At 70.2% G+C, this 19,592-nt stretch carries 17 protein-coding genes; 13 read left to right on the top strand and 4 right to left on the bottom strand.

Annotated features, from left to right (window positions below; translation table 11 throughout):
* Positions 1–54 precede the first annotated feature (54 nt).
* The 5 genes from HEB94_RS45155 (at position 55) to HEB94_RS45135 (ending at position 7,180) form a co-directional block, all read left to right on the top strand.
* Positions 55–2,010 (top strand): glycoside hydrolase family 127 protein, encoded by a 1,956-nt coding sequence (locus tag HEB94_RS45155; RefSeq protein WP_192755528.1) that lies wholly within the window; start codon positions 55–57, stop codon positions 2,008–2,010.
* Entirely contained in the window at positions 2,007–3,413 is a 1,407-nt protein-coding gene (locus HEB94_RS45150; protein WP_192755527.1) for an ABC transporter substrate-binding protein, read from the top strand. Before HEB94_RS45155 ends, HEB94_RS45150 begins: the two co-directional genes overlap by 4 nt.
* A 159-nt stretch (positions 3,414–3,572) precedes the next feature.
* Entirely contained in the window at positions 3,573–5,183 is a 1,611-nt protein-coding gene (locus HEB94_RS45145) for an alkaline phosphatase D family protein (RefSeq protein WP_192755526.1), read from the top strand.
* A 24-nt stretch (positions 5,184–5,207) separates the two neighbouring features.
* Positions 5,208–6,068, top strand: a complete 861-nt coding sequence (locus HEB94_RS45140) for a discoidin domain-containing protein (RefSeq protein ID WP_192755525.1) — start codon at positions 5,208–5,210, stop codon at positions 6,066–6,068.
* Positions 6,069–6,223: 155 nt separating this feature from the next.
* A complete protein-coding gene (locus tag HEB94_RS45135) occupies positions 6,224–7,180 on the top strand; it encodes a glycoside hydrolase family protein (RefSeq protein WP_192755524.1) in 957 nt (318 codons plus the stop codon).
* Between the two features lie 199 nt (positions 7,181–7,379).
* Here the strand turns inward: HEB94_RS45135 and HEB94_RS45130 are convergent, their stop codons facing one another.
* Positions 7,380–8,327, bottom strand: a complete 948-nt coding sequence (locus tag HEB94_RS45130) for a U32 family peptidase (RefSeq protein ID WP_202896877.1) — start codon at positions 8,325–8,327, stop codon at positions 7,380–7,382.
* Positions 8,328–8,570: 243 nt separating this feature from the next.
* Between HEB94_RS45130 and HEB94_RS45125 the strand changes: the two genes are divergently transcribed.
* From HEB94_RS45125 to HEB94_RS45115, 3 genes are all read left to right on the top strand, one after another.
* Complete coding sequence (locus tag HEB94_RS45125) at positions 8,571–9,344, top strand: IclR family transcriptional regulator (protein WP_192755522.1); 774 nt, start codon at positions 8,571–8,573, stop codon at positions 9,342–9,344.
* 70 nt (positions 9,345–9,414) lie between these two features.
* On the top strand, positions 9,415–10,329 hold the full coding sequence (locus tag HEB94_RS45120; RefSeq protein ID WP_192755521.1) for a fumarylacetoacetate hydrolase family protein: 915 nt from the start codon (positions 9,415–9,417) through the stop codon (positions 10,327–10,329).
* Positions 10,326–11,828 (top strand): aldehyde dehydrogenase (NADP(+)), encoded by a 1,503-nt coding sequence (locus tag HEB94_RS45115; RefSeq protein WP_192755520.1) that lies wholly within the window; start codon positions 10,326–10,328, stop codon positions 11,826–11,828. The genes HEB94_RS45120 and HEB94_RS45115 overlap by 4 nt, the downstream gene beginning before the upstream one ends.
* Positions 11,829–11,900: 72 nt before the next feature.
* Here the strand turns inward: HEB94_RS45115 and HEB94_RS45110 are convergent, their stop codons facing one another.
* The gene (locus HEB94_RS45110) at positions 11,901–12,365 is read right to left on the bottom strand and encodes a DUF5946 family protein (protein ID WP_192755519.1); all 465 of its coding nucleotides are present in this window, start codon (positions 12,363–12,365) and stop codon (positions 11,901–11,903) included.
* 130 nt (positions 12,366–12,495) lie between these two features.
* Here HEB94_RS45110 and HEB94_RS45105 point away from each other — a divergent pair, with 130 nt between their 5' ends.
* From HEB94_RS45105 to HEB94_RS45085, 5 genes are all read left to right on the top strand, one after another.
* Positions 12,496–13,668, top strand: a complete 1,173-nt coding sequence (locus HEB94_RS45105) for a substrate-binding domain-containing protein (protein ID WP_192755518.1) — start codon at positions 12,496–12,498, stop codon at positions 13,666–13,668.
* A 79-nt stretch (positions 13,669–13,747) separates the two neighbouring features.
* The gene (locus HEB94_RS45100) at positions 13,748–14,569 is read left to right on the top strand and encodes a sugar phosphate isomerase/epimerase family protein (RefSeq protein WP_192755517.1); all 822 of its coding nucleotides are present in this window, start codon (positions 13,748–13,750) and stop codon (positions 14,567–14,569) included.
* Complete coding sequence (locus HEB94_RS45095; RefSeq protein ID WP_192755516.1) at positions 14,566–15,297, top strand: SDR family oxidoreductase; 732 nt, start codon at positions 14,566–14,568, stop codon at positions 15,295–15,297. The genes HEB94_RS45100 and HEB94_RS45095 overlap by 4 nt, the downstream gene beginning before the upstream one ends.
* Positions 15,298–15,351: 54 nt before the next feature.
* Positions 15,352–16,362 carry a hydroxyacid dehydrogenase gene (locus tag HEB94_RS45090; RefSeq protein ID WP_192755515.1) on the top strand — a complete coding sequence of 337 codons (1,011 nt, stop codon included), beginning with the start codon at positions 15,352–15,354 and terminating at the stop codon, positions 16,360–16,362.
* A gap of 127 nt (positions 16,363–16,489) precedes the next feature.
* The gene (locus HEB94_RS45085) at positions 16,490–17,245 is read left to right on the top strand and encodes an SDR family NAD(P)-dependent oxidoreductase (protein WP_192755514.1); all 756 of its coding nucleotides are present in this window, start codon (positions 16,490–16,492) and stop codon (positions 17,243–17,245) included.
* On the opposite strand, the gene HEB94_RS45080 is transcribed toward HEB94_RS45085, so the two are convergent.
* Positions 17,238–18,035 (bottom strand): FCD domain-containing protein, encoded by a 798-nt coding sequence (locus tag HEB94_RS45080; protein ID WP_192755513.1) that lies wholly within the window; start codon positions 18,033–18,035, stop codon positions 17,238–17,240. The two genes, HEB94_RS45085 and HEB94_RS45080, sit on opposite strands and share 8 nt — an antisense overlap.
* 39 nt (positions 18,036–18,074) lie before the next feature.
* A complete protein-coding gene (locus HEB94_RS45075) occupies positions 18,075–19,520 on the bottom strand; it encodes an Nramp family divalent metal transporter (RefSeq protein WP_192755512.1) in 1,446 nt (481 codons plus the stop codon).
* Positions 19,521–19,592: the final 72 nt, after the last annotated feature.

Here is a 19,592-nt window from a genome sequence, read left to right as displayed (position 1 = left end):
CCCCGCTACTCCGTGCCGTTTGGTGTCGCGACGCCGTATCGACGAAGGAGCCCCATGAACGCAGCCGCAGGTGGTCACGACGGCGCACAGGTGGGTGGCCCGGTCGCACCGACGGCGAAGAGCCGGGCGGTGCACCGCACGCTCGGAGTGCGCGACGTCCGCATCGACGGTGGTCCGCTCGGGCGCTGGCAGGCGACCAACCGGAGCGCGAGCATCCCGCTCGGCATCAAACAGCTGGAGGAGGCCGGCAACCTCCACAACCTCCGGCTCGCCGCGGGTGAGGTGACCGGCGAGTTCAAGGGCCCGCGCTTCATGGACTCCGACCTCTACAAGCAGCTCGAGGCGGTCGCGTGGGAGGCCGGGCGCGAGGGTGGCGAGGACCTCCTCGACTTCCTACGCCGGTCGGCCGAACTCCTCACCCGGGCGCAGCAAGCCGACGGATACCTCAACTCCCACTACCAGGTGGTCAAACCCGACCGGCGCTACGCCGAACTCGAGTGGAGCCACGAGATGTACTGCGCGGGTCACCTGATCCAGGCCGCGGTGGCGAGCACCCGGGTGGGTGGTGACCCGGACCTGCTGGCGGTGGCCCGCCGGTTCGCCGACCATCTCGTCAAGGTCTTCCTGCACGAGGGAGACCCCGGCATCGACGGGCATCCCGTCATCGAGACGGCACTGGTCGAGCTCTACCGGCTGACCGGCGAGCAGTCCTACCTCGACCTCGCGAGCAGGCTCGTGGAGAACCGCGGCCGGGGCCAGATCGCCAGCGGTGGCATGGGCGCTCACTACTTCCAGGACCACCTGCCCGTACGCGAGGCGGACACCGAGGTCGGCCACGCGGTGCGGGCGCTCTACCTCGAGGCAGGCATCGTCGACCTCTACCTCGAGACTGGTGACGAGTCCCTGCTCGCCTCCTCCGTACGCCGGTGGGAGGACATGGTGGCGACCAAGACCGCCCTCACCGGCGGAATCGGGTCCAGGCACTCGCGCGAGTCCTTCGGCGACCGCTACGAGCTACCGCCGGACCGGGCCTACAACGAGACCTGCGCCGCCATCGCGAGCGTCCACTGGAGTTGGCGGCTGCTGCTGGCGACGGGGGAGGGCAGGTACGCCGACCTGATCGAACGCACGCTCTACAACGGGTTCGCCGCCTCCACCTCGACCGACGGCACGCGGTTCTTCTACGTCAACCCGCTGCAGCGCAGGTACGACCATGTCGAGGGCGACGATCCCGGCCGCCGGCACGAGTGGTTCTCCTGCGCCTGCTGCCCGCCCAACATCATGCGGCTCGTCGCCTCGCTCGGCCACTACGTCGCGACCACGGCGGGGGACGGGCTGTACGTCCACCAGTACACGCAGGGGACGATCCGCGCGGACCTGCCCTCGGGTGCCGTCAAGCTCGCGTTGCGCACCGACTACCCCTGGTCCGGGACGGTCGCGTTCACCGTCGAGACCGCGCCGCCGGGGGAGTGGGAGCTCGGCCTGCGGGTCCCCGGCTGGAGCGAGTCGACGTCGGTCACGGTGAACGGCGCGGCCGCGGGCGCGACCACGAACACCGACGGATACGTCGTCCTCCGGCGTACGTGGGAACGCGGCGACACCGTGACGATCACGCTCGACCTCACGCCCCGCCCGGTGTATCCACACCAGCGGATCGATGCCGTACGCGGGTGTGTCGCGGTCGAACGCGGACCTCTCGTCTACTGCTTCGAGCAGGCCGACCAGGCCGACGGCGTGGACGTGGAGGAGCTCACTCTCGTGCCGGGCGCGGAGCTGACGGCACGCGACGAAGCCGACCTGCCGGACGTGGGACGCACCGTCGTCCTGAGCGCGGAGGCGGTGGCGGTTTCCCAGCCCGATGACGGGCTTCCCTACTCGACCCGGCCACCGGCACAGGGGTCGACGAGTCGCCCGGTGACGGCGACCGCGATCCCCTACTTCCAGTGGGACAACCGGGACGGCCGCGCGATGCGCGTCTTCGTGCCAGTCCACCCTGGAGCCACCTCATGAACGCCGTACCGAACTCCTCCCGCCACCACCTCAGTCGACGAAACATGCTCCGTCTCGGCGGGCTGGCCGCGGCCGGTACCGCCGCCCCCGCGCTGGTCGGCTGTGGCGGCGGTGACGACGGTGGCGGCGGCGGAGGGGCCGACGGCGCCGAGATGCAGTTCATGTACTGGGGCTCGTCCTTCGAGCAGAAGGCGATCAACGCCATGCTCGACCAGTTCGAGTCCAGGAACAAGGGGGTCACGGTCAGGCCGGTCTACACGCCGACCGAGTACGACACCAAGGTCAACACGCTGGTCGCCGGCAACCGGGTCCCCGACGTCGCCTACATGGGTGGGTCGATGGTGTACCGCCTCGCCGAGCAGGGCAAGCTCGTCAACCTCTATCCGTACTTCGACAAGTACCCCGCGCTCGCCAAGCGGCTACCCGGCACGTACTTCTGGTACGGCAAGGACAAGACCGTCGGTACGCAGACCGCCAACGAGGTCATGCTGCTCTGGTACAACAAGGCGGTCCTGAAGGAGGCCGGGGTCGAGACACCTCCGGCGGTGGCCGAGCAGGCCTGGACGTGGGACACCTTCCTGGAGAACGCCTACAAGCTCACCCAGGACCAGAGTGGCCGGCGTCCGGACCAGTCGGGCTTCGACCCCAAACGGATCCGCCAGTTCGGTTGCTCCATCAGCGTCCAGTCCAGCTACAGCTGGGAGGGCTTCCTCGCCAGCAACGGCGCGGCCTTCGTCGACGAGGCCGGGCGCAAGTGCCTGCTGGACCAGCCCGAGGCGGTGGAGGTGTTCCAGAACCTCCAGGACCTGATGTACAAGCACCATGTCGCACCGACGCCGGTCCAGCTCGGCAACAACGCGCCGGCGACCAACGTGCAGCTGCAGACCAAGCGGATCGCGATGGCGGTCGACGGTCAGTGGACGCTGCTCGACATGGCGCAGAGCAAGGTCGACTTCGGGATCGGCGTACTGCCGAGGTACGGCGAGCCGGCGACCACCCAGCTCGGCGGTGCCTCGGTCGTCTTCTCCGCGACCAAGCACCTGGAGGAGGCCGTGGAGCTGTACATGTTCCACAACGACCCGCAGTACGTAGACCTGTTCAAGAACGGTCTGTGGATGCCGATGGAACAGAAGTACTACACCGACCAGGCCGCCATCGACTCCTGGACCAAGAACGACGTGCACCCGCCGGAGTACCGCACGGCCGTCGTCGACTACACGCTGAAGTACGCCACGACGTCGTTCGTCCAGCGGCTGAAGAACTTCGAGAACATCACCGAGGTGCTCACGCCGGCGCTGCAGCAGATCGAGACCGGCAAGCAGCCGGCCAAGGAGATCCTGACCGCCCTCGTACCCAAGATCGACCGGCTGTTGCAGGGCTGGTACCCCACCCAGCAGATCTGACCCGACCTTCGGGCCACCCCGCCCGCCGCGCGCCACGTCGCCGGACCGCCGAACGTGCGCCCAGGGCCGGTCACCTTCAGCTCACGTTCGGCTCATCTACACCCAATTGACTCATGCCGGTACCGCAAACGGGCGGTCAAGATCCTGGAAGGATCCGGCATGGGTCACGGAAACACTGAGAAAAGCGCGGGCCTGAGTCGGCGCGGCGTGCTGACCTGGGGCGCTGGAGCGCTCGCGGTCGGCGCTGCCGGCAAGTACATCGGATCGCCGAGCGCGTACGCCAGCCCCGGCTCCGTCACGTCGACACCCGCAGGGCTGCAGGACCCGTTCGGTCTGGGCGTGGCGTCGGGGGACCCGCTGCCCGACGGTGTCGTGCTCTGGACACGGGTCGCCCCGAAGCCGCTGGACATGTTCGGCGGCATGCCGTGGCAGGACGTCTCGGTCGAGTGGGAGGTTGCCACCGACGAGCGGTTCCGTCGCGTGGTACGTCGGGGTAGGGCGACCGCGCGGCCGGAGTACACCCACTCCGTCCACGTCGACGCGCGTGGCCTCCAGCCCGGCCACGAGTACTTCTACCGGTTCCGGACCGGCGCCGAGATAAGCCCGGTCGGCCGCACGAAGGCGGCACCCGCCCCCGGGCAGCGCGTGGACCGGTTGAACTTCGCGTTCGCCTCCTGCCAGGCCTGGCACAGCGGCTTCTACACCGCCTACCAGCACATGGCCGACGAGGACATCGATCTGGTCGTCTTCCTCGGCGACTACATCTACGAGTCGGGAATGAACGCGACCGGCGGGGCGCGCAACGTCCCGGTCGACGAGCGCTTCATCGGCCAGGCCCTGACCCTGGACGACTACCGGAACCTCTACTCGATCTACAAGGTCGACCCGAACCTCCAGGCCGCGCACGCGCGCGCGCCGTGGATCGTCACGCCGGACGACCACGAGGTCGTCAACGACTACGCGAACCTGCACGAGTGGTCGGGCATGAGCGAGTTGGACTTCGGAGTGCAGCGGGCCAACGCCTACCGCGCCTACTGGGAACACATGCCGCTGCGCCAGCAGCCCACCGGCCGGGACCTGCAGCTCTACCGCAGGCTGTCGTTCGGCGATCTGGCGACGTTCTTCGTGATGGACGGCCGCCAGTACCGCTCCACCCACGCCTGCAACGACCACGGGACCGCGGTGATCGGCTGCGAGGAGCGACTCGACCCGTCCCGCACCATGCTCGGGTTCGAGCAGGAGGGCTGGCTGCTCGACGGCCTGGGCCACTCGCGCACCACCTGGAACGTGCTGGCGAACCAGGTCGTGATGACCCGCTACAAGCTCAACGACGACGGCACGGCCTACCACCACGACCTCTGGGACGGCTATGCGCCGGCCCGGGACCGGCTGCTGCAGGGCATCGTCGAGCGAAGGGTCTCCAACCCCGTCGTCATCACCGGCGACAACCACAACAACATGGCCGCCGACGTGTTCCTCGACGGGGAGGACCCGACATCGCCGGTGGTCGCCTCGGAGTTCCTCGGCACCTCGATCGCCTCCGGCGGTGACGGCGCGGACCAGAGCGCGGCCGGTGAGAACCTGCTGCGGCTCAACCCACAGATGGCGTTCACCAACTACCAGCGCGGCTACGTGCGCTGCACGCTGGACCGCCAGACCTGGCGCTCGGACTACCGGGTCGTCCCCTACATCACCCGAACCGGAGCGCCGGTCTCGACGCGGGCCAGCTTCGTCGTCGAGAACGGCCGCCGCGGCCTCCAGACCATCTGACCAGGACCTGAGGAGTATCCACAGATGAAGCTCATGCCCACCGGCCGCCGTGCCCGCCTGGCCGGCGGCGGTGCCGCGCTCGCCCTGGTCAGCGTCGTCGCGTCGGCGTTCGGCGGAAGCGCCCTCGCCGACCGTCAGCCCGCTACCGCCACCGTCACCGCCGAGCCGAGCACGGTCGACATCGGACCCTGCCTGGGCGGCTCCACCACCATCACCCTGGCCAACAAGCGGTCGAAGGAAACGTACGCAACGGTGTTCGTGCACGCACCGCAGGGCGCCACCGTCTCCCGCGAGATGATCTCGACCTACCTGCCGGCGGGATACCAGAAGCAGATCGGCCTCAACCTCACCATGCCGCAGGGCACCACCGCGGGTCACTACCAACTCGAGCTGGAGCAGCGGCCCGGCCAGACCATCGTGGTGCCGGTCAACGTCGCCATCGAGCCCGGTCAGGTCTGCCTGCGGGGAGCCGCCCTCACCGCCACCGCCACAAGTGCGCAGACGTCGGCGTCGAACGGCGCCGAGAAGGCTGTGGACGGCAACCCGGCCACGCTCTGGCACACCCAGTGGACGCCGACCAAGGCCGCGCTCCCGCAGTCCATCACGCTTGAGCTCAACGGGACCTACGACGTCAGCCAACTGCGCTACCTGCCCCGAACCGACGGCAGCATGAACGGCCGCGTGACCGAGTACGTCGTCGAGGCCAGCGCCGACGGCGAGAGCTACACCGAAGTGGGCCGCGGCACCTGGGAAGCCGACACCTCCGGCGATGTCGCCGACGTCGACGCACCCGGCGCCCGGTTCATCCGACTCAACGTCCTCAACGGGGTCGGTGGCTACGCCTCCGCCGCCGAGATCGAACTGATCGCCACCCACACCTCCTGAGTCCGACCGCGAGCGGCGCCGTTGCAGCAACGGCGCCGCTCGCGCCCTCACGTTCGGCGGGCCCCGACAGCGGTGAGGTCGATCGCCTGGCCAGGAACGGACACGCGGGCCCCCGTCGGCACGCCGTCACGGGTGATCAGGTAGGAAGTTCCGCGATGCGAGAGGAAGGTCGAGACGACGTGCAGGCACCGCTGTTTCGGGACCCCATCCATGACGGTGCGGCCGACCCGGTCGTGGTCTGGAACCGGCAGGCGCGGGAGTGGTGGATGGTCTACACCAACCGGCGTGCCACGGCCGAGGGCCTGGACGTCGCCTGGGTGCACGGCACCGACCTCGGGGTCGCCTCGTCCGCGGACGCTGGCCGGACCTGGGTCTACCGCGGTGTCCTGACCGGCCTCGACATCGAATGGGGCCGCAACACCTTCTGGGCGCCGGAGATCTTCTGGCACGACGGCGTTTACCACATGTACGTCAGCTACATCCGCGGCGTTCCGACGCACTGGGCCGGCCACGAGCGGCACATCCTGCACTACACGAGCCCCGACCTGCTGGCCTGGACATACCAGTCCAGGCTCCCGCTGAGCTCCGACCGGGTCATCGACGCCTGCGTGTTCGCGCTCCCGGGCGGCGGCTTCCGGATGTGGTACAAGGACGAGGCGAACAGCTCGCACACCTACGCCGCCGACAGCGCGGACCTCTACACCTGGCAGGTCGTCGGTCCGGTCATCACCGGCCGGGGCCACGAGGGCCCGAACGTGTTCGCGTTCCGGGGCAGCTACTGGATGATCGTCGACGAGTGGCGCGGGCAGGGCGTCTTCCGTTCCGACGACCTCGAACGCTGGGAACGCAACAGCGTGATTCTCGACAAGCCGGGCACCCGGACCGACGACACGACGATCGGGCTGCACGCCGACGTGGTGGTCCAGGGCGAGCGGGCGTTCGTGTTCTACTTCACCCACCCGGGCCGCGCGGGCAGCATTGACGGCATCCACGAGGAGAGCTACGACACCAGGCGCTCGTCGGTGCAGGTGGCCGAACTCGACGTCGTGGACGGCGTACTCGTGTGTGACCGGGATCGCCCCCTCGACCTCGACCTCGAGCCGGAGGACTAGGACGCGTCTCCCACATCCCGCCTGACTCGCGATACCCCGCATCCACGCTGGCCACGTTGTCCTCGTCGCGCGTAGAACACCGCTACGCGCTCCTCCTCCGCCTCTCCACCGCGGCGCGGATGCACCGCTCGCTTCACCGGCTCGATCTGGGAGACGCACCCTAGGACGCGACGCCTGGTCCCGGTCACACCACGACGAACTACTTGCCCGCGCTGCGGACGGGTACGGCGAGGCCGGTGGCCCGCGGCTTGGAGGTGGGCTCCTCCCCACCCCAGCGCGCGAGGAGGTCCAGCCCGAGTCGGGCGCGGCGCACCCGCTCCCGGGTCAGCGCGACGGTGGTCGCCTCCAGGTGCGTGCCGGCCGGGTAGACGTCCGGCGCGTTGCGCAACCCGAACTTGACGTAGACCGGAGCGGCGACCTCGATGAGCTGGGGTAGCTCGTGGTGCCGGACGAAGCCGCCCAGGTTGTCGGGCGCCTCGACGTAGACGTCGAGCGGGATGTCGACCGCGGCGCGGATGGCGGCGATCTGCGCGAGGCTCAGGTCGGTGGCGACGTTCAGGGTGTTGGCGCCGAGGTCCTCGAGCACCCGCGCGGTCGCGGCGTTCGTGATCGGCAGCATCACCGAGATCTTCGCCTGCATGTCCGACGGCAGGTCACCGGCGGCCCGGAGCTTCCCGAAGGACGCCAGGACGCCCAGGTCGGAGATGAGCACGCTGCGGATGCCGTGGTCGGCGGCCCGCAGGATGTCGTCCAGAACGGCGGCCACCTGGTCCTGGCCGTGCGCGGTCGCGGCGAAGCCACCTCCCGCTGCCGAGCGCGCGGTCGCGGAGGTGCCCCAGCCCGCACAGGGCCGGGCGAAGAGGCTGACCTCGACGCCCGCGGTGTCGGCCTGCTCGGCCATCTCGTCGAGTTCGTCGTCGGTCAGCAGGAAGACGCCACTGCCCTGGGAGATGCGACGAACGGGAACGTCGAGACGGTCGGCCTCCTCGAGGACGGCCGCCAGGCAGCGGGGTCCCTCGGTGCTCGGGATCTCCACGCGGTAGCGGACGCCGTCGGGGAATCGCTTGGCGGACGCGGGTAGTTCGCCGAGGTCTCGGCGGGGGAGTTGGAGGTTGTCCAGTAGGTGCGAGGCGGGGTTGCCAGCCACAGGTTCCTCCGGTCGTTGTCCGGTATCTCGAACAGCATTCGTATAATCGGACAACATCGTGTCCAGCTCGGCTCGCCGACGTCAAGTTGAGGTCGGGTGCCGGCCGCCCGGTTCCGTCACGGTCGGACGCGGACGTGGTACGCAGACATACGAACACGCGTACGCGAGTTGGGTCACCCACGCCCGGTACGCGGACACGCCAACACGCCAACACGCCAACACGAGTGGGAGGCAGGAGCAGACATGGGTCGCTCGGTACCCGCGGTGGTGCGCGCGCTGGACATTCTCGAACTCTTCGGGTCGTCTGAGGAGCTCTCCATCCCCGACATCCACTCCCGGCTGGGCTTCCCGCGTACCTCGGTGCACGAGCTCGTCGGCACCCTGGTCGAGCGGTCCTACCTCGCGCCGGTGCCGGGCCAGCCGCACCGCTTCCGGCTCGGCGTCGGCGTCTTCCACCTCGGCGCCGCCTACGCCGAGCGCCTCGACCTCGCCCGCGAAGGTGAGGCGGCCGCGGCCGACATCGCCGCGGTCTGCGACGAGACCGTCCACGTCGCCGTGCTCGACGGCCGTTCCGTCGTCTACGTCGCCAAGGCCGACAGCACCCATCCGGTCCGGATGGTCTCGGCGGTCGGGCGCCGGCTGCCCGCGCACTGCACGGCGGTCGGCCTGATGCTGCTGGCCAGCCTGGAGGCCGGACGCGTCGACGAGCTCTTCCCGCCCGGTGAGAAGCTGCCCGCGCTGACCCCGAACAGCCTGAGGTCGCCGAAGCAGCTGCGCGAGCGGCTCGCGAGGATTCGTGAGCGCGGCCACGCGGAGGAGTACTGCGAGTCCAACGACGCCGTCGCCTGCGTGGCCGCGCCGGTGTCCGACCGGGACGGTTCCACGGTCGCGGCGGTCAGCATCTCGGTGCCGACCATGCGCTGGTCTCCCGAACGCGCCGCCGAACTCGCGCGTCTGGTCGGCAAGGGCGCGGAGGCGTTGTCGGGCCGGCTCGGCCACCGTGGTGGACCGGGGTGAGACCGTGCCGCGATCCTTTGCAAGACTGGCGCCAACCGTCATACATCTGATGACTGGCTGAGGAGGTCCCGTGGAGATCGTCCGATACGCCGATCGCACCGACCGAGTCGTCCGCGTGGGCGTTCGGCGAGGCGGCCGGGTGGCCCCGTTGAGCGGGGTGAACGAGGTCAGCGCCTTGCTGCGGCTGCCGCTCGCGGAGATTCGCGCCCTGGTGGAGGCCGAGCCCGGTGGGCCGGAGGTCGACGAGGCGCAGGTGCTCCTGCTGCCGCCGTTGGACGGCCGGACCGAGGTGTGGGCCTCCGGCGTGACCTACGAGCGCTCGATGGCCGCTCGGGTCGAGGAGAGCAGCGAGAAGTCGGTGTACGAGAAGGTGTACGAGGCCGAGCGCCCCGAACTCTTCCTCAAGGCCGTCGCATGGCGGGTGGTCACCGACGGTGAGCCCGTTGCCATCCGCGCCGACTCCGGACTCGACGTACCCGAACCGGAGCTGGGCGTGGTCGCCAACGCGGCCGGTGAGATCGTCGGATATGTCGTCTGCAACGACATGAGCTCGCGGGTGATCGAGGGCGAGAACCCCCTCTACCTCCCGCAGGCCAAGGTCTACGCCGGAAGTTGCGCAATTTCTGTGGGCATCCGCCCCGCGTGGGAGGTCGCCGACGCGACCGACCTCGACATCACCCTGGCCGTGGTGCGGGACGGCAGGACCGCGTGGAAGGGCGAAACCTCCACCGGTCGGATGCGACGTACGCTGGAAACGTTGGTCGACTACCTGTTCCGTGGGGACGCCTTCCCCGACGGCGCGTTCCTCGCCACCGGCACCGGGATCATCCCGGAGTTGGCGTTCACGCTCGCTGACGGTGACCGCGTGGACATCGAGATCCCGCAGGTCGGCGTACTCTCCAACCCTGTGGTGGTCGGCAAGGAGCCACTGACCTGGCTCGTCGACGCCCTGTCCGATCCGTTCGCCCGGGAGGTTGCCCGATGACCGCGCCCACGACCGTGTCCCAGACCCCAACCGCCACGACGTCGTCGGAGCTCGCCGACCTGCTCGCCGCCGTGTCCGCCGCGGCCGCGCCGCTCGCCGCGCTGCGCCCGTCCGAACGCGCCGGGCTGCTCCGCGCGGTCGCCGACGCCCTCGACGCGGCCGCCGACGAGCTGGTACAGCTCGCCATGGAGGAGTCGCACCTGCTCGAGGGCAGGCTGCGGGGCGAGCTCACCCGCACGACGTTCCAGCTCCGGCTGTTCGGGGAGGTGCTGGAGGAGGGCTCCTACCTCGAGGCGACCATCGACCCGGCCGACCCCGAGTGGGGAATGGGCCCGCGTCCCGACCTGCGCCGCATGCTCGTACCGCTGGGCCCGACCGTGGTCTACGCCGCGAGCAACTTCCCGTTCGCGTTCAGTGTGGCCGGTGGTGACACCGCCTCCGCGCTCGCGGCCGGCTGCCCCGTCCTCGTGAAGGCGCACTCGGGCCACCCGCGGCTGTCCGTTCGGACCGCCGAACTCGTGATCGGCGCCCTCGCCGCCGCCGGCGCGCCCAAGGGCACCTTCGGGCTGATCGTCGGCTTCGAGAAGGGTGTCGAGGCGCTGAAGGACCCGCGGGTGAAGGCCGGCTCGTTCACCGGCTCCATCCCGGCGGGCCGGGCGCTGTTCGACATCGCCGCCGGCCGGCCCGAGCCGATCCCGTTCTACGGCGAGCTCGGCAGCCTCAACCCCGTCTTCGTGACACCTGGTGCGGTGAAGGCGCGCGGTGCGGAGATCGCGTCCGGCTTCGTCGGATCGGTCACCCTCGGCGTGGGGCAGTTCTGCACCAAGCCGGGCCTGCTGTTCGTGCCGGCCGGGCACGGCCTGGACGAGGCGATCCTCGCGGCCGCCCGCGAGGTCGGCCCCGCCACGCTGCTCAACCAGCGGATCGCCGACGGGTACGGCGAGGGCATCACCAAGCTGGTCGGCGCGTCCGGTGTCACCCCGATGATCGAGGCGGCGCCGGTCGACGGTCTCTCCGTCGGCCCGACCGTGATCAAGACGACCGTCCCGGTCCTGCTCGAGCAGGCCGACACCCTTCTCGAGGAGTGCTTCGGGCCGGCCTCGCTGGTCGTGGAGTACGACGGGCCGCAGGAGATGCTCGCCGCGGCTCGGGCGTTCAGCGGCAACCTCACCGCGACCGTGCACGGCGAGGAGTCCGAGGCGGCCGAGATCGCGCCGCTGCTCGACCTCCTGCGCGAGCGCGCGGGCCGGCTGCTGTGGGGTGGCTGGCCGACCGGGGTCTCGGTGACGTATGCCATGCAGCACGGCGGACCGTGGCCCGCGACCAGTGCGTCCCTGCACACCTCGGTCGGGACGACCGCGATCCGGCGCTTCCTGCGTCCGGTGAGCTTCCAGACCATGCCCGAGGAGCTGCTCCCCGAGGCGCTGCACGACCGGAACGTCCTCGGCATCCCGCGTCGTGTCAACGGCACCTTGACGACAGACGACGTGAAGGCGTAGCCAGGCCGACCCTCATCGGTCTCGCTCAGGCGGTCCCCGGCGCGGATTCTCCGCACCGGGGACCTTCCGCGTTCACGGGAGGCCGGCCCCTCGGTTCGGGTCCGACGTCCACGCCGCCACGATGTCCTTCGCCCAACGGCGGACCCGCTCTTCGTACCCGCAGGCGGGGAAGGTGCCGTCCACGGCCACGTCGGCGATCGTGGTCGCGAAGATCGTGGGCGCGGGCCGTTCCGGCACCGGCACCTCCTCGGCGCGTGAACGGACCTGCCGGTTCGAGCCGGCGGCGCGCGCGGCGCGGGTCGCGACGTCGAGGGCCCGCTGCCCACCCGCGAGGTAGGCGTGCAGGAACGCCCACGCTCGCTCGTTGTTCCCGCGTGGGGCGAGCGGATGAGCGGGGTGCTGCAGGAAGAAGCAGGCGACGGCGAGGCCGTGCAGGGGGCCCCAGGGCGGGCGGCGGGAGTGGTCCAGTGCCAGGAGCTGCTCGAACAATCCCTCGCAGCCCTCGCTGGTGGCGCCGCACTGCCGGCAGGTCGTCATCGGGCCAGGATTCCAGCGATCGGCGCGGATCGTCGACCCTTCCGGTTCCGGACGGAGGTCCTGACCAGGTGTCACGGCGCCGCTAGGTTGGTGCATCGATACACCAACTTCCGGGGAGGTCGGGCGCGGCGTGAAACGCGAGGTGACCATCCGCGACGTCGCGCAGGCGGCGCGGGTCTCTCCGAGCACCGTCTCGAACCTGCTCAACGGCCGCGACGCGCGGATGCGGCCGGGAACGCGGGAACGCATCACCCGCACGATCCACGAGCTGGGCTACCGTCCCAGCCGAGTGGCCCGCCAACTGCGGACCGGACGCGCCCACGTCGTCGGTCTCGTCGTACCTTCCGTCGCCAACCCGTTCTGGGGCGGCTTCGCGCGGGCGGTCGAGTCGGCCGCCGCCGCGCACGGCCGACAAGTGCTCCTCTGCAACAGCGAACGCGACCCCGACCGCGAGCGCGGCTACGTGGAGGAGCTGTGGGCGGGCGGCGCGCGCTCGGTCGTCCTGGGCACGTCGCTGCCGTCGCTGGAGCATCTCGCCTCCTTCGTCGAGCGCGGCCTGCGGCTGGTCGCCTTCGACCGGGAGCCGCAGCCCGCCGATCCGGCGAGCCTGCGCGGGGTCAGCGTCGACAACCTCTGCGGCGGCCGGCTCGCCACCCGGCACCTGCTCGACCTCGGGCACACCCGCATCGCGTTCCTCTCCGGCGCCATCGCCACGGTGAGCCGTCAACGCCGTCTTGCCGGCTACACCGAGGCGCTGACCGACGCCGGGATCGCCGTCCGTGCGGAGTTCGTGTGGGCCGACGAAGGCGTGGGGTACGGCGACATCGACGCCGCCGAGCTCGGCCGGCGCGGCATGGAGACCCTGCTGGCGCTGCCGGAGCCGCCGACGGGGGTGGTGGCGATCAACGACATGTACGCCATGGGCGCGTGCGCCGCGGTCCGCGCCGCCGGGCTGGCCGTGCCCGGAACGCCGGGGGAGCCGGGCGTCTCGGTCGTCGGCTTCGACGACGTGATGCTCGCCGGCCTGTTCCATCCACCGCTCACGACGGTCCGTCAGCCACTGACCGAGATGGCAGCCGCCGCCCTTGCCGCGCTGGACGAGATGGAGCGAGACGGCGAACAGGTGGCAGAAGGAGACGGCCCCCACAATGCAGACGGCGCCCACAACGGAGACGGCGCCCACGAGGGCGCAGCGGCGAGTGGCGTTCCCGTCGATGTGCCCCGTCGTTCGGTGCTGATGACGCCCGAGTTGGTCGTCCGTTCCTCCACGGTGGCACTCGACTCTCCCCGGGCGCGGCCGTGACCGCACCATCGCCCGGCCCGTGCCGTGACCAGTCCCACGTCCTCGCTCGTCCACCGTCCCAGCGACCCATGGAGTCCTGATGCAGACCGTCCTGTTCACGAAACTCTTCGAGAGCCGCCCCGTCGGTGAGATCGCCGAGACGGCGGCGGGGCTCGGCTTCGACGGCATCGACCTGCTGATCCGCCCCGGCGCGACGGTCGACCCGGACGCCGCCGACCAGATCCCGCGCGCGGTCGAGGAGTTCCGGGCCGCCGGGCTCACCGTCCCGATGGCCACGACCGACCTGACCGACCCGGCGACGTTTCCGGCAGACAAGGTGCTGGGCGCCTGCGCCGACGCGGGTATCGGCCTGATCCGGCTCGGCTACTGGAAGTACGACGCGACCACGCCGTACGACACGGTCCGCGCCACCGCACGCGACCAGCTGGCCCAGCTCGCGAACCTCGCCGCCACCCACGGCGTCCGGCTCGCCATCCAGCTGCACGGCGGGACGATCCACGCCTCCGGCGCGCTCACCCGGGCCCTGCTGGAGGGGCAGTTGCCCGACCAGGTCGGCGCCTACCCCGACCCCGGCAACCAGGCGGTCCAGGACGGCCGGGAGAACTGGCGACTCACCTTCGAACTGCTCCAGCCCTGGCTCGCCTGTGTCGGTGTGAAGAACGGCGGCTGGTTCGCCGGTGACAACCAGGCATCCGGCGCCCGCGCTTGGCGGTCGGACTGGCTCGGGCTCGCCGACGGCATGGTGCCGTGGCCCGACATCGTCGCCCACCTGCGCCAGACCGGCTTCGACGGCCCGCTCACGCTGCACAGCCACTACACGCTGCCCTACGAGCAGGTGATCGACCAGACCCGCACCGACCTCCGCTACGTCAAGCGGCTCCTGACAGGTGGCGCGGCATGAGCGGTCCGGAGTTGGCGGGAAAGCGGATCGTCGTCGCCGGGGCCAGCAGCGGCATGGGCCGCGCCACAGCGCTCGCGGCCGCGGCGGCGGGAGCGAAGCTGGTGCTGTTCGCCCGGCGTGCCGAAGCCCTGGCCGAGCTCGAACAGGAGATCGTCAAGGCGGGCGGTGAGGCGGTCGTCGTGGCTGGTGACGCCACCGACCCCACGGCGGCCGGGCGCGCCGTGGCCGCCGCGGTGACCCGGTACGGCGGCGTCGACGTGCTCGTCAACAGCGTCGGCACCAACATCAAGCAGCGCTCGCTTCGAGACCTGTCGGCCGAGGGGTGGCGGGACCTGATCACCACCAACCTCGACGCGGCCTTCGTCCTCACCCAGGCGGTGCTCCCGACGTTTCGTGAGCAGTGCGACGGGCTGCTGGTCCACATCTCCTCCTCGGCGGCGAAGAAGGCCGACGCCTCCGGCGTGGGATACCAGGCCAGCAAGGCCGGCGTCGCGGCTCTCGCGCACGCGACGATGGAGGAGGAGCGGGCGAACGGCGTCCGGGTCAGCGTGGTGTATCCGGGGTTCACCGACACCCCGCTGGTCCAACAGCGACCGACCCCGCCGACACCGGCCCAGTTGGCCGCGGCGCTGCGACCCGAGGACGTCGCCCAGGTGGTCCTCACCGTGATGTCGGTACCCAATCGGGCGTACGTGCCGGAGCTGCTGCTGTATCCCAGCCGGCCCTGAGCACGGCTCTGCAGCGACCCAGTCCAGATGACCAAGACGAGGAACGGAGTCCGGATGCCGAACGATTCCCGCCCGCGAGTGGCGGTGCTGTTGTCGGAGTCGACCCGCGCGATGGTGCTGACCGAGGAGTCCGAGCACCGGCTCGCGGGTTTCGCCGAGGTGCGGGCGGCCGGTGGGCCACCCAGCGAGTGGGACCTGCCGAGCCTGCTCGACGGCGCGGTGGCCTGCCTGACCGGGTGGGGGACGCCGCCCCTCACGGCCGAGGTGCTCGCCACCTGCCCCGACCTGCGGCTGGTCGCGCACAGCGCGGGCAGCATCCGCAACCTGGTGCCGCAGGAGGCGATCGGCGACCGGCTGACGGTCTGCCAGGCCGCGGGCGTGATCGCGGAGTCCGTGGCGGAGCTGGTGATCCTGCAGATCCTTTCCGCGCTGCGCGAACTCGCGGCCCTGGACCGTGGACTGCGTGCCGGCGCGACCTGGGGTGAGCTGCGGACCCGGCACCCGGGTCGGCTGCTCGGCGCCCGGACCGTCGGCGTGGTCGGTGCGAGCCGGACCGGACGCGCGGTCATCGGCCTGCTCCAGGCGTTCGGCGGACGGGTGGTGGTCAGTGACCCCATCCTGACCGAGAGCCAGGCCGAGGAACTCGGTGTCGAACTGGTCGCGCTGGACACGCTGCTCAGCTCCTGCGACGTGGTCACCCTGCACGCACCGCTGCTGCCGGAGACGCGGGACCTGCTCGGTGCCCGGGAACTCGCCCTGCTGCCCGACGGCGCCCTGCTGGTCAACAGCGCCCGGGGTGGCCTGATCGAGCCCGAGGCGCTGCTGGCCGAGCTGCGGTCGGGACGAATCAGCGCGGCGCTGGACGTCTTTCCCTCCGAGCCGTTGCCCGCCGACAGCGTCTGGCGGCAGCTGCCGAACGCCATCGTCTCCCCCCACACGGCGGGCCACACGATCGACTCCCATGCCCGGCAGGGCGTCGCCATGGTCGACGAGATCGAGAGGTTCCTCGCCAAGGAGCCCTTGCGCTACGCCGTCCCGCCCGACGTCGCGGGCATCCTCGCCTGAGCGGGGCGAGGCGGCCGCGCAACCGACGCCTCGACGTCGCACACTGGTCGAAGGACCGAAGCCACCATCACGAGCGGGCCCGGCGCCAACCCCGGAGCCGGGCCCGGACCGGAGGAGAAGTATCCACATGCGAACTGACCTGAGCGGCCGTACCGCCCTCGTCACCGGCGGTGCGACGGGAATCGGTCGCGGCATCGCCCTGGCGCTCGCCGAGGCGGGCGCGGACGTCGCGATCACCTACCGCAGCCACGACGGTGAGGCGGTGGCGAAGGAGATCGCCGACCTCGGGCGGCGCTCCGCGGCCTACGAACTCGACGCCACCGACAGCGCCAGCGTCGACCGGGTGGTCGACCAGGCGGCGGCCGACCTCGGCGGAAAGCTCGACATCCTGATCAACAACGCGGGCGGGCTCGTCGCGCGACAGCCGATCGCGGAGATGTCGGACGAGCACTGGCACCAGGTCATCGACCTCAACCTGTTCAGTGCCTTCGCGTGCACGCGGGCGGCGTTGCGACACCTGCCGGAGGGCGGCCGCGTCGTCAACATCTCCTCCCTCGCGGGACGCAACGGTGGGGGAACGGGCGCGGCGGCCTACGGTGCCTCCAAGGCCGGCATGGACGGTCTCACCCGCGGCCTGGCGAAGGAGCTCGGCCCGCGTGGGATCACGGTCAACTCCATCGCTCCCGGCCTGATCCTGGACACGCCGTTCCACGACACGTTCACCCCGCCGGAGCAGCAGCAAGCAACGATTGACAGCACGCCGGTCGGCCGGGCGGGTTTCCCGGCCGACGTCGCCGGCGCCGTGCTGTATCTCGTCTCCGACCTCGGCTCCTTCTGCACCGGCACGGTCATCGACCTCAACGGAGGCACGTACTTCAGCTGAGTGGTGAGCGGACGAACGAGGCGTGCCGCCTCGCGATGTCGTCGAGTAGCCCCTCCAGTGAGGCGGAGGGGCCGAGCATCCGTTGCAGCTCCCGCTGGGCCACCTGGTCGACACTGCGTTCGAAGTCGCTGCCGTAGAGCGCCTTCGCCTTGTCAAGGTGCTCTTGCATGGCCGCGGCGGCCCGCTTGTCGTCGCGGTCCCGGATGGCCTGCCAGATCCCTTCGTGCCAGGGCGCACCGGTCTGGCGGACCTGCCGGTCGGACAGGCTGCGGAGCATGAGCTCGAACGTCAGTGTCGTGATCGAGGCGTACATCGTCTCGATCACGGTGTTGTGGCTGGCCCGGACGACCAGGGCGTGAAACGCCAGGTCGAGCCGGGCCTGCTCCAGCACCTGCGTCGTCATCGCCAGGTCGTCCAGGCACCGGCGCATGGCGGCGATCTCGACCTCGGTCGCGTTGGTCGCGGCCAGAGCCGCCGCGCAGGTCTCGACCATCTGCCGCGCCTCGGACAACTCCCGGACCGTCGTGTTGCGCCGACGGAAGGACGTGTCGAGTGAGCGGGCTCCGTCGGTCGGATGGGCCTCCCGGACATACGTGCCGCGGGACGGCAGGATCTCCACGAAGCCACGCTCGGCGAGGCTGCGCAACGCCTCCCTGACGATCGGTCGGGACAACCCGAACCGCTGCGCCAGCAGGCGTTCGGGTGGCAGTTTGGTGCCGGACGTGATCCGTCCAGCAAGGATCTCGTCGAGCAGATGAGCGGCGAGACTGTCGCGTGTGTGCGGGCTCACCGGACCCCCCTTCACCAACAGGTTGAACAGACGAACGTGTTATTCGAGCAGCTTCTGTACCTGCTGGATGATCGTGATGATGCCAAGTGTTCCGTAGAACGCCACCGCCAGGGCGATGACGATCGTACGGAAGTTTCTGATCTGGATCTGCCTGGGCAGGGCGCGCTTGTTCATGAGAATGAGAAGCACGCCGTAGATCGCCATCATCACCCCGCTGACGCAGGAGGAGATGACGAGCAACACCAGCGGTTGGTCGAGACCGGCCAGGAGCACCAGAGCGCCGAAGGCGACCAGTCCCCACACCAACCAGAAGTAGACGCGGCTTTCGGAGACACCGAGTCGGCGTAGGTAGACGGTCGCGAGCAGGTCGGCGCCGAGCCGGCTGGTGTAGTCGATGATCCCCATCGCCGCGGCGAACAGCGCGTAGGCGCCGATCACCCAGAAGAAGTAGCCGAACCACGGGCCGACGCTCTCCTGCAACGCCGTTCCCTCGATCCGCAGGAACCCGATGTCCTGGCTCAGCCCGGACCGCCCGAAGACGGTCGCGAAGGCGAGCATCGACATGAAGGCGATCGTGAAGCAGGTGATCAGCACGAACGTCGCGGCCTGTTCGATGTTGGCGAACCGCCACCAGCCGCGCCAGTGCATGAGGTTGGGCAGTGTGGGTGCGAACGTGTATCCGGTGGAGGGGACCGCGGCGTCCTGTCCCGTCACCGGACTCACCAGGCGGGGTGCGTACGCGCCCATGCCGAACCGCTTGTCTCGGATCCAGTTGCTCTGGCAGAGGTTCTGCCCACCACCCGCGCCGGCGTAGGCGATCGCACCGAGCATCAACGCGAAGTCGAGGTCACCCGGGAACTGACCGGCGTGAGTGACGGCCGAGCCCAGCGCCCGCCAGGTGTCGGTGGTGAGCGCGAAGACGACCGCGCCGGCGATGAGGACGACGATCGCCGCGACCTTCACCACGATCACGCGTTCCAGGGCGGTGTAGACCACCGGGGCGAGGGTGAGGACCGCGCCGCAGATCACCAGGATGACGATGGCGATGACTGTGACGTTGCCGCCGAAGATGTACGTCACCATCGTCGCCGAACTCGTGGCCCAACCTGGCCAGAGGTTCGCGAAGTACGTCATGACGGCGAAGACCAGACCCCAGTGTTTCCACAGCCGGCTGAACCCGGTGAGGGCGGTCTCGCCGGTGGCGAGCGTGTAGCGCTCGATCTCCATGTTGAGGAACCACTGGCTGACGACGCCGATCACCGCGCCCCACAGGAAGACCAGCCCCACCTGGGAGGCGATGTAGGGCCAGAGGATGAACTCGCCGGAGGCGAGACCCACGCCGGCGCCCACCAGACCGGGCCCGATGATCCGCCAGCTTTCCCTCGGCGGTGGCGGCAGCTCACGGACCTCGGCCCGGGGGAGGTACTTCGTGGACAGAGCGGGGGTGAAGTCCGGCCCACTTCCCGTCGAACGGTCAACTGCCATGCGTCGTCCTTTCGACAAGGGTGCGATACCCGGACGAAACGCTGCGATGACCAGTGAATCGCCACAATCGGG

It is taken from the genome of Actinopolymorpha pittospori (genome assembly GCF_014873875.1).
In the GTDB taxonomy this organism is placed as follows: Bacteria; Actinomycetota; Actinomycetes; order Propionibacteriales; family Actinopolymorphaceae; genus Actinopolymorpha; species Actinopolymorpha pittospori.
This window is presented reverse-complemented; position numbering and strand designations above follow the sequence as displayed.

Excerpts from the sequence above, each read along its gene's own strand:
- HEB94_RS45155 (WP_192755528.1), top strand. The coding sequence starts at position 55 with ATGAACGCAGCCGCAGGTGGTCACGACGGCGCACAGGTGGGTGGCCCG.
- HEB94_RS45150 (WP_192755527.1), top strand. The coding sequence starts at position 2,007 with ATGAACGCCGTACCGAACTCCTCCCGCCACCACCTCAGTCGACGAAAC.
- HEB94_RS45145 (WP_192755526.1), top strand. The coding sequence starts at position 3,573 with ATGGGTCACGGAAACACTGAGAAAAGCGCGGGCCTGAGTCGGCGCGGC.
- HEB94_RS45140 (WP_192755525.1), top strand. The coding sequence starts at position 5,208 with ATGAAGCTCATGCCCACCGGCCGCCGTGCCCGCCTGGCCGGCGGCGGT.
- HEB94_RS45135 (WP_192755524.1), top strand. The coding sequence starts at position 6,224 with ATGCGAGAGGAAGGTCGAGACGACGTGCAGGCACCGCTGTTTCGGGAC.
- HEB94_RS45125 (WP_192755522.1), top strand. The coding sequence starts at position 8,571 with ATGGGTCGCTCGGTACCCGCGGTGGTGCGCGCGCTGGACATTCTCGAA.
- HEB94_RS45115 (WP_192755520.1), top strand. The coding sequence starts at position 10,326 with ATGACCGCGCCCACGACCGTGTCCCAGACCCCAACCGCCACGACGTCG.
- HEB94_RS45110 (WP_192755519.1), bottom strand. The coding sequence starts at position 12,365 with ATGACGACCTGCCGGCAGTGCGGCGCCACCAGCGAGGGCTGCGAGGGA.
- HEB94_RS45100 (WP_192755517.1), top strand. The coding sequence starts at position 13,748 with ATGCAGACCGTCCTGTTCACGAAACTCTTCGAGAGCCGCCCCGTCGGT.
- HEB94_RS45095 (WP_192755516.1), top strand. The coding sequence starts at position 14,566 with ATGAGCGGTCCGGAGTTGGCGGGAAAGCGGATCGTCGTCGCCGGGGCC.
- HEB94_RS45090 (WP_192755515.1), top strand. The coding sequence starts at position 15,352 with ATGCCGAACGATTCCCGCCCGCGAGTGGCGGTGCTGTTGTCGGAGTCG.
- HEB94_RS45085 (WP_192755514.1), top strand. The coding sequence starts at position 16,490 with ATGCGAACTGACCTGAGCGGCCGTACCGCCCTCGTCACCGGCGGTGCG.
- HEB94_RS45075 (WP_192755512.1), bottom strand. The coding sequence starts at position 19,520 with ATGGCAGTTGACCGTTCGACGGGAAGTGGGCCGGACTTCACCCCCGCT.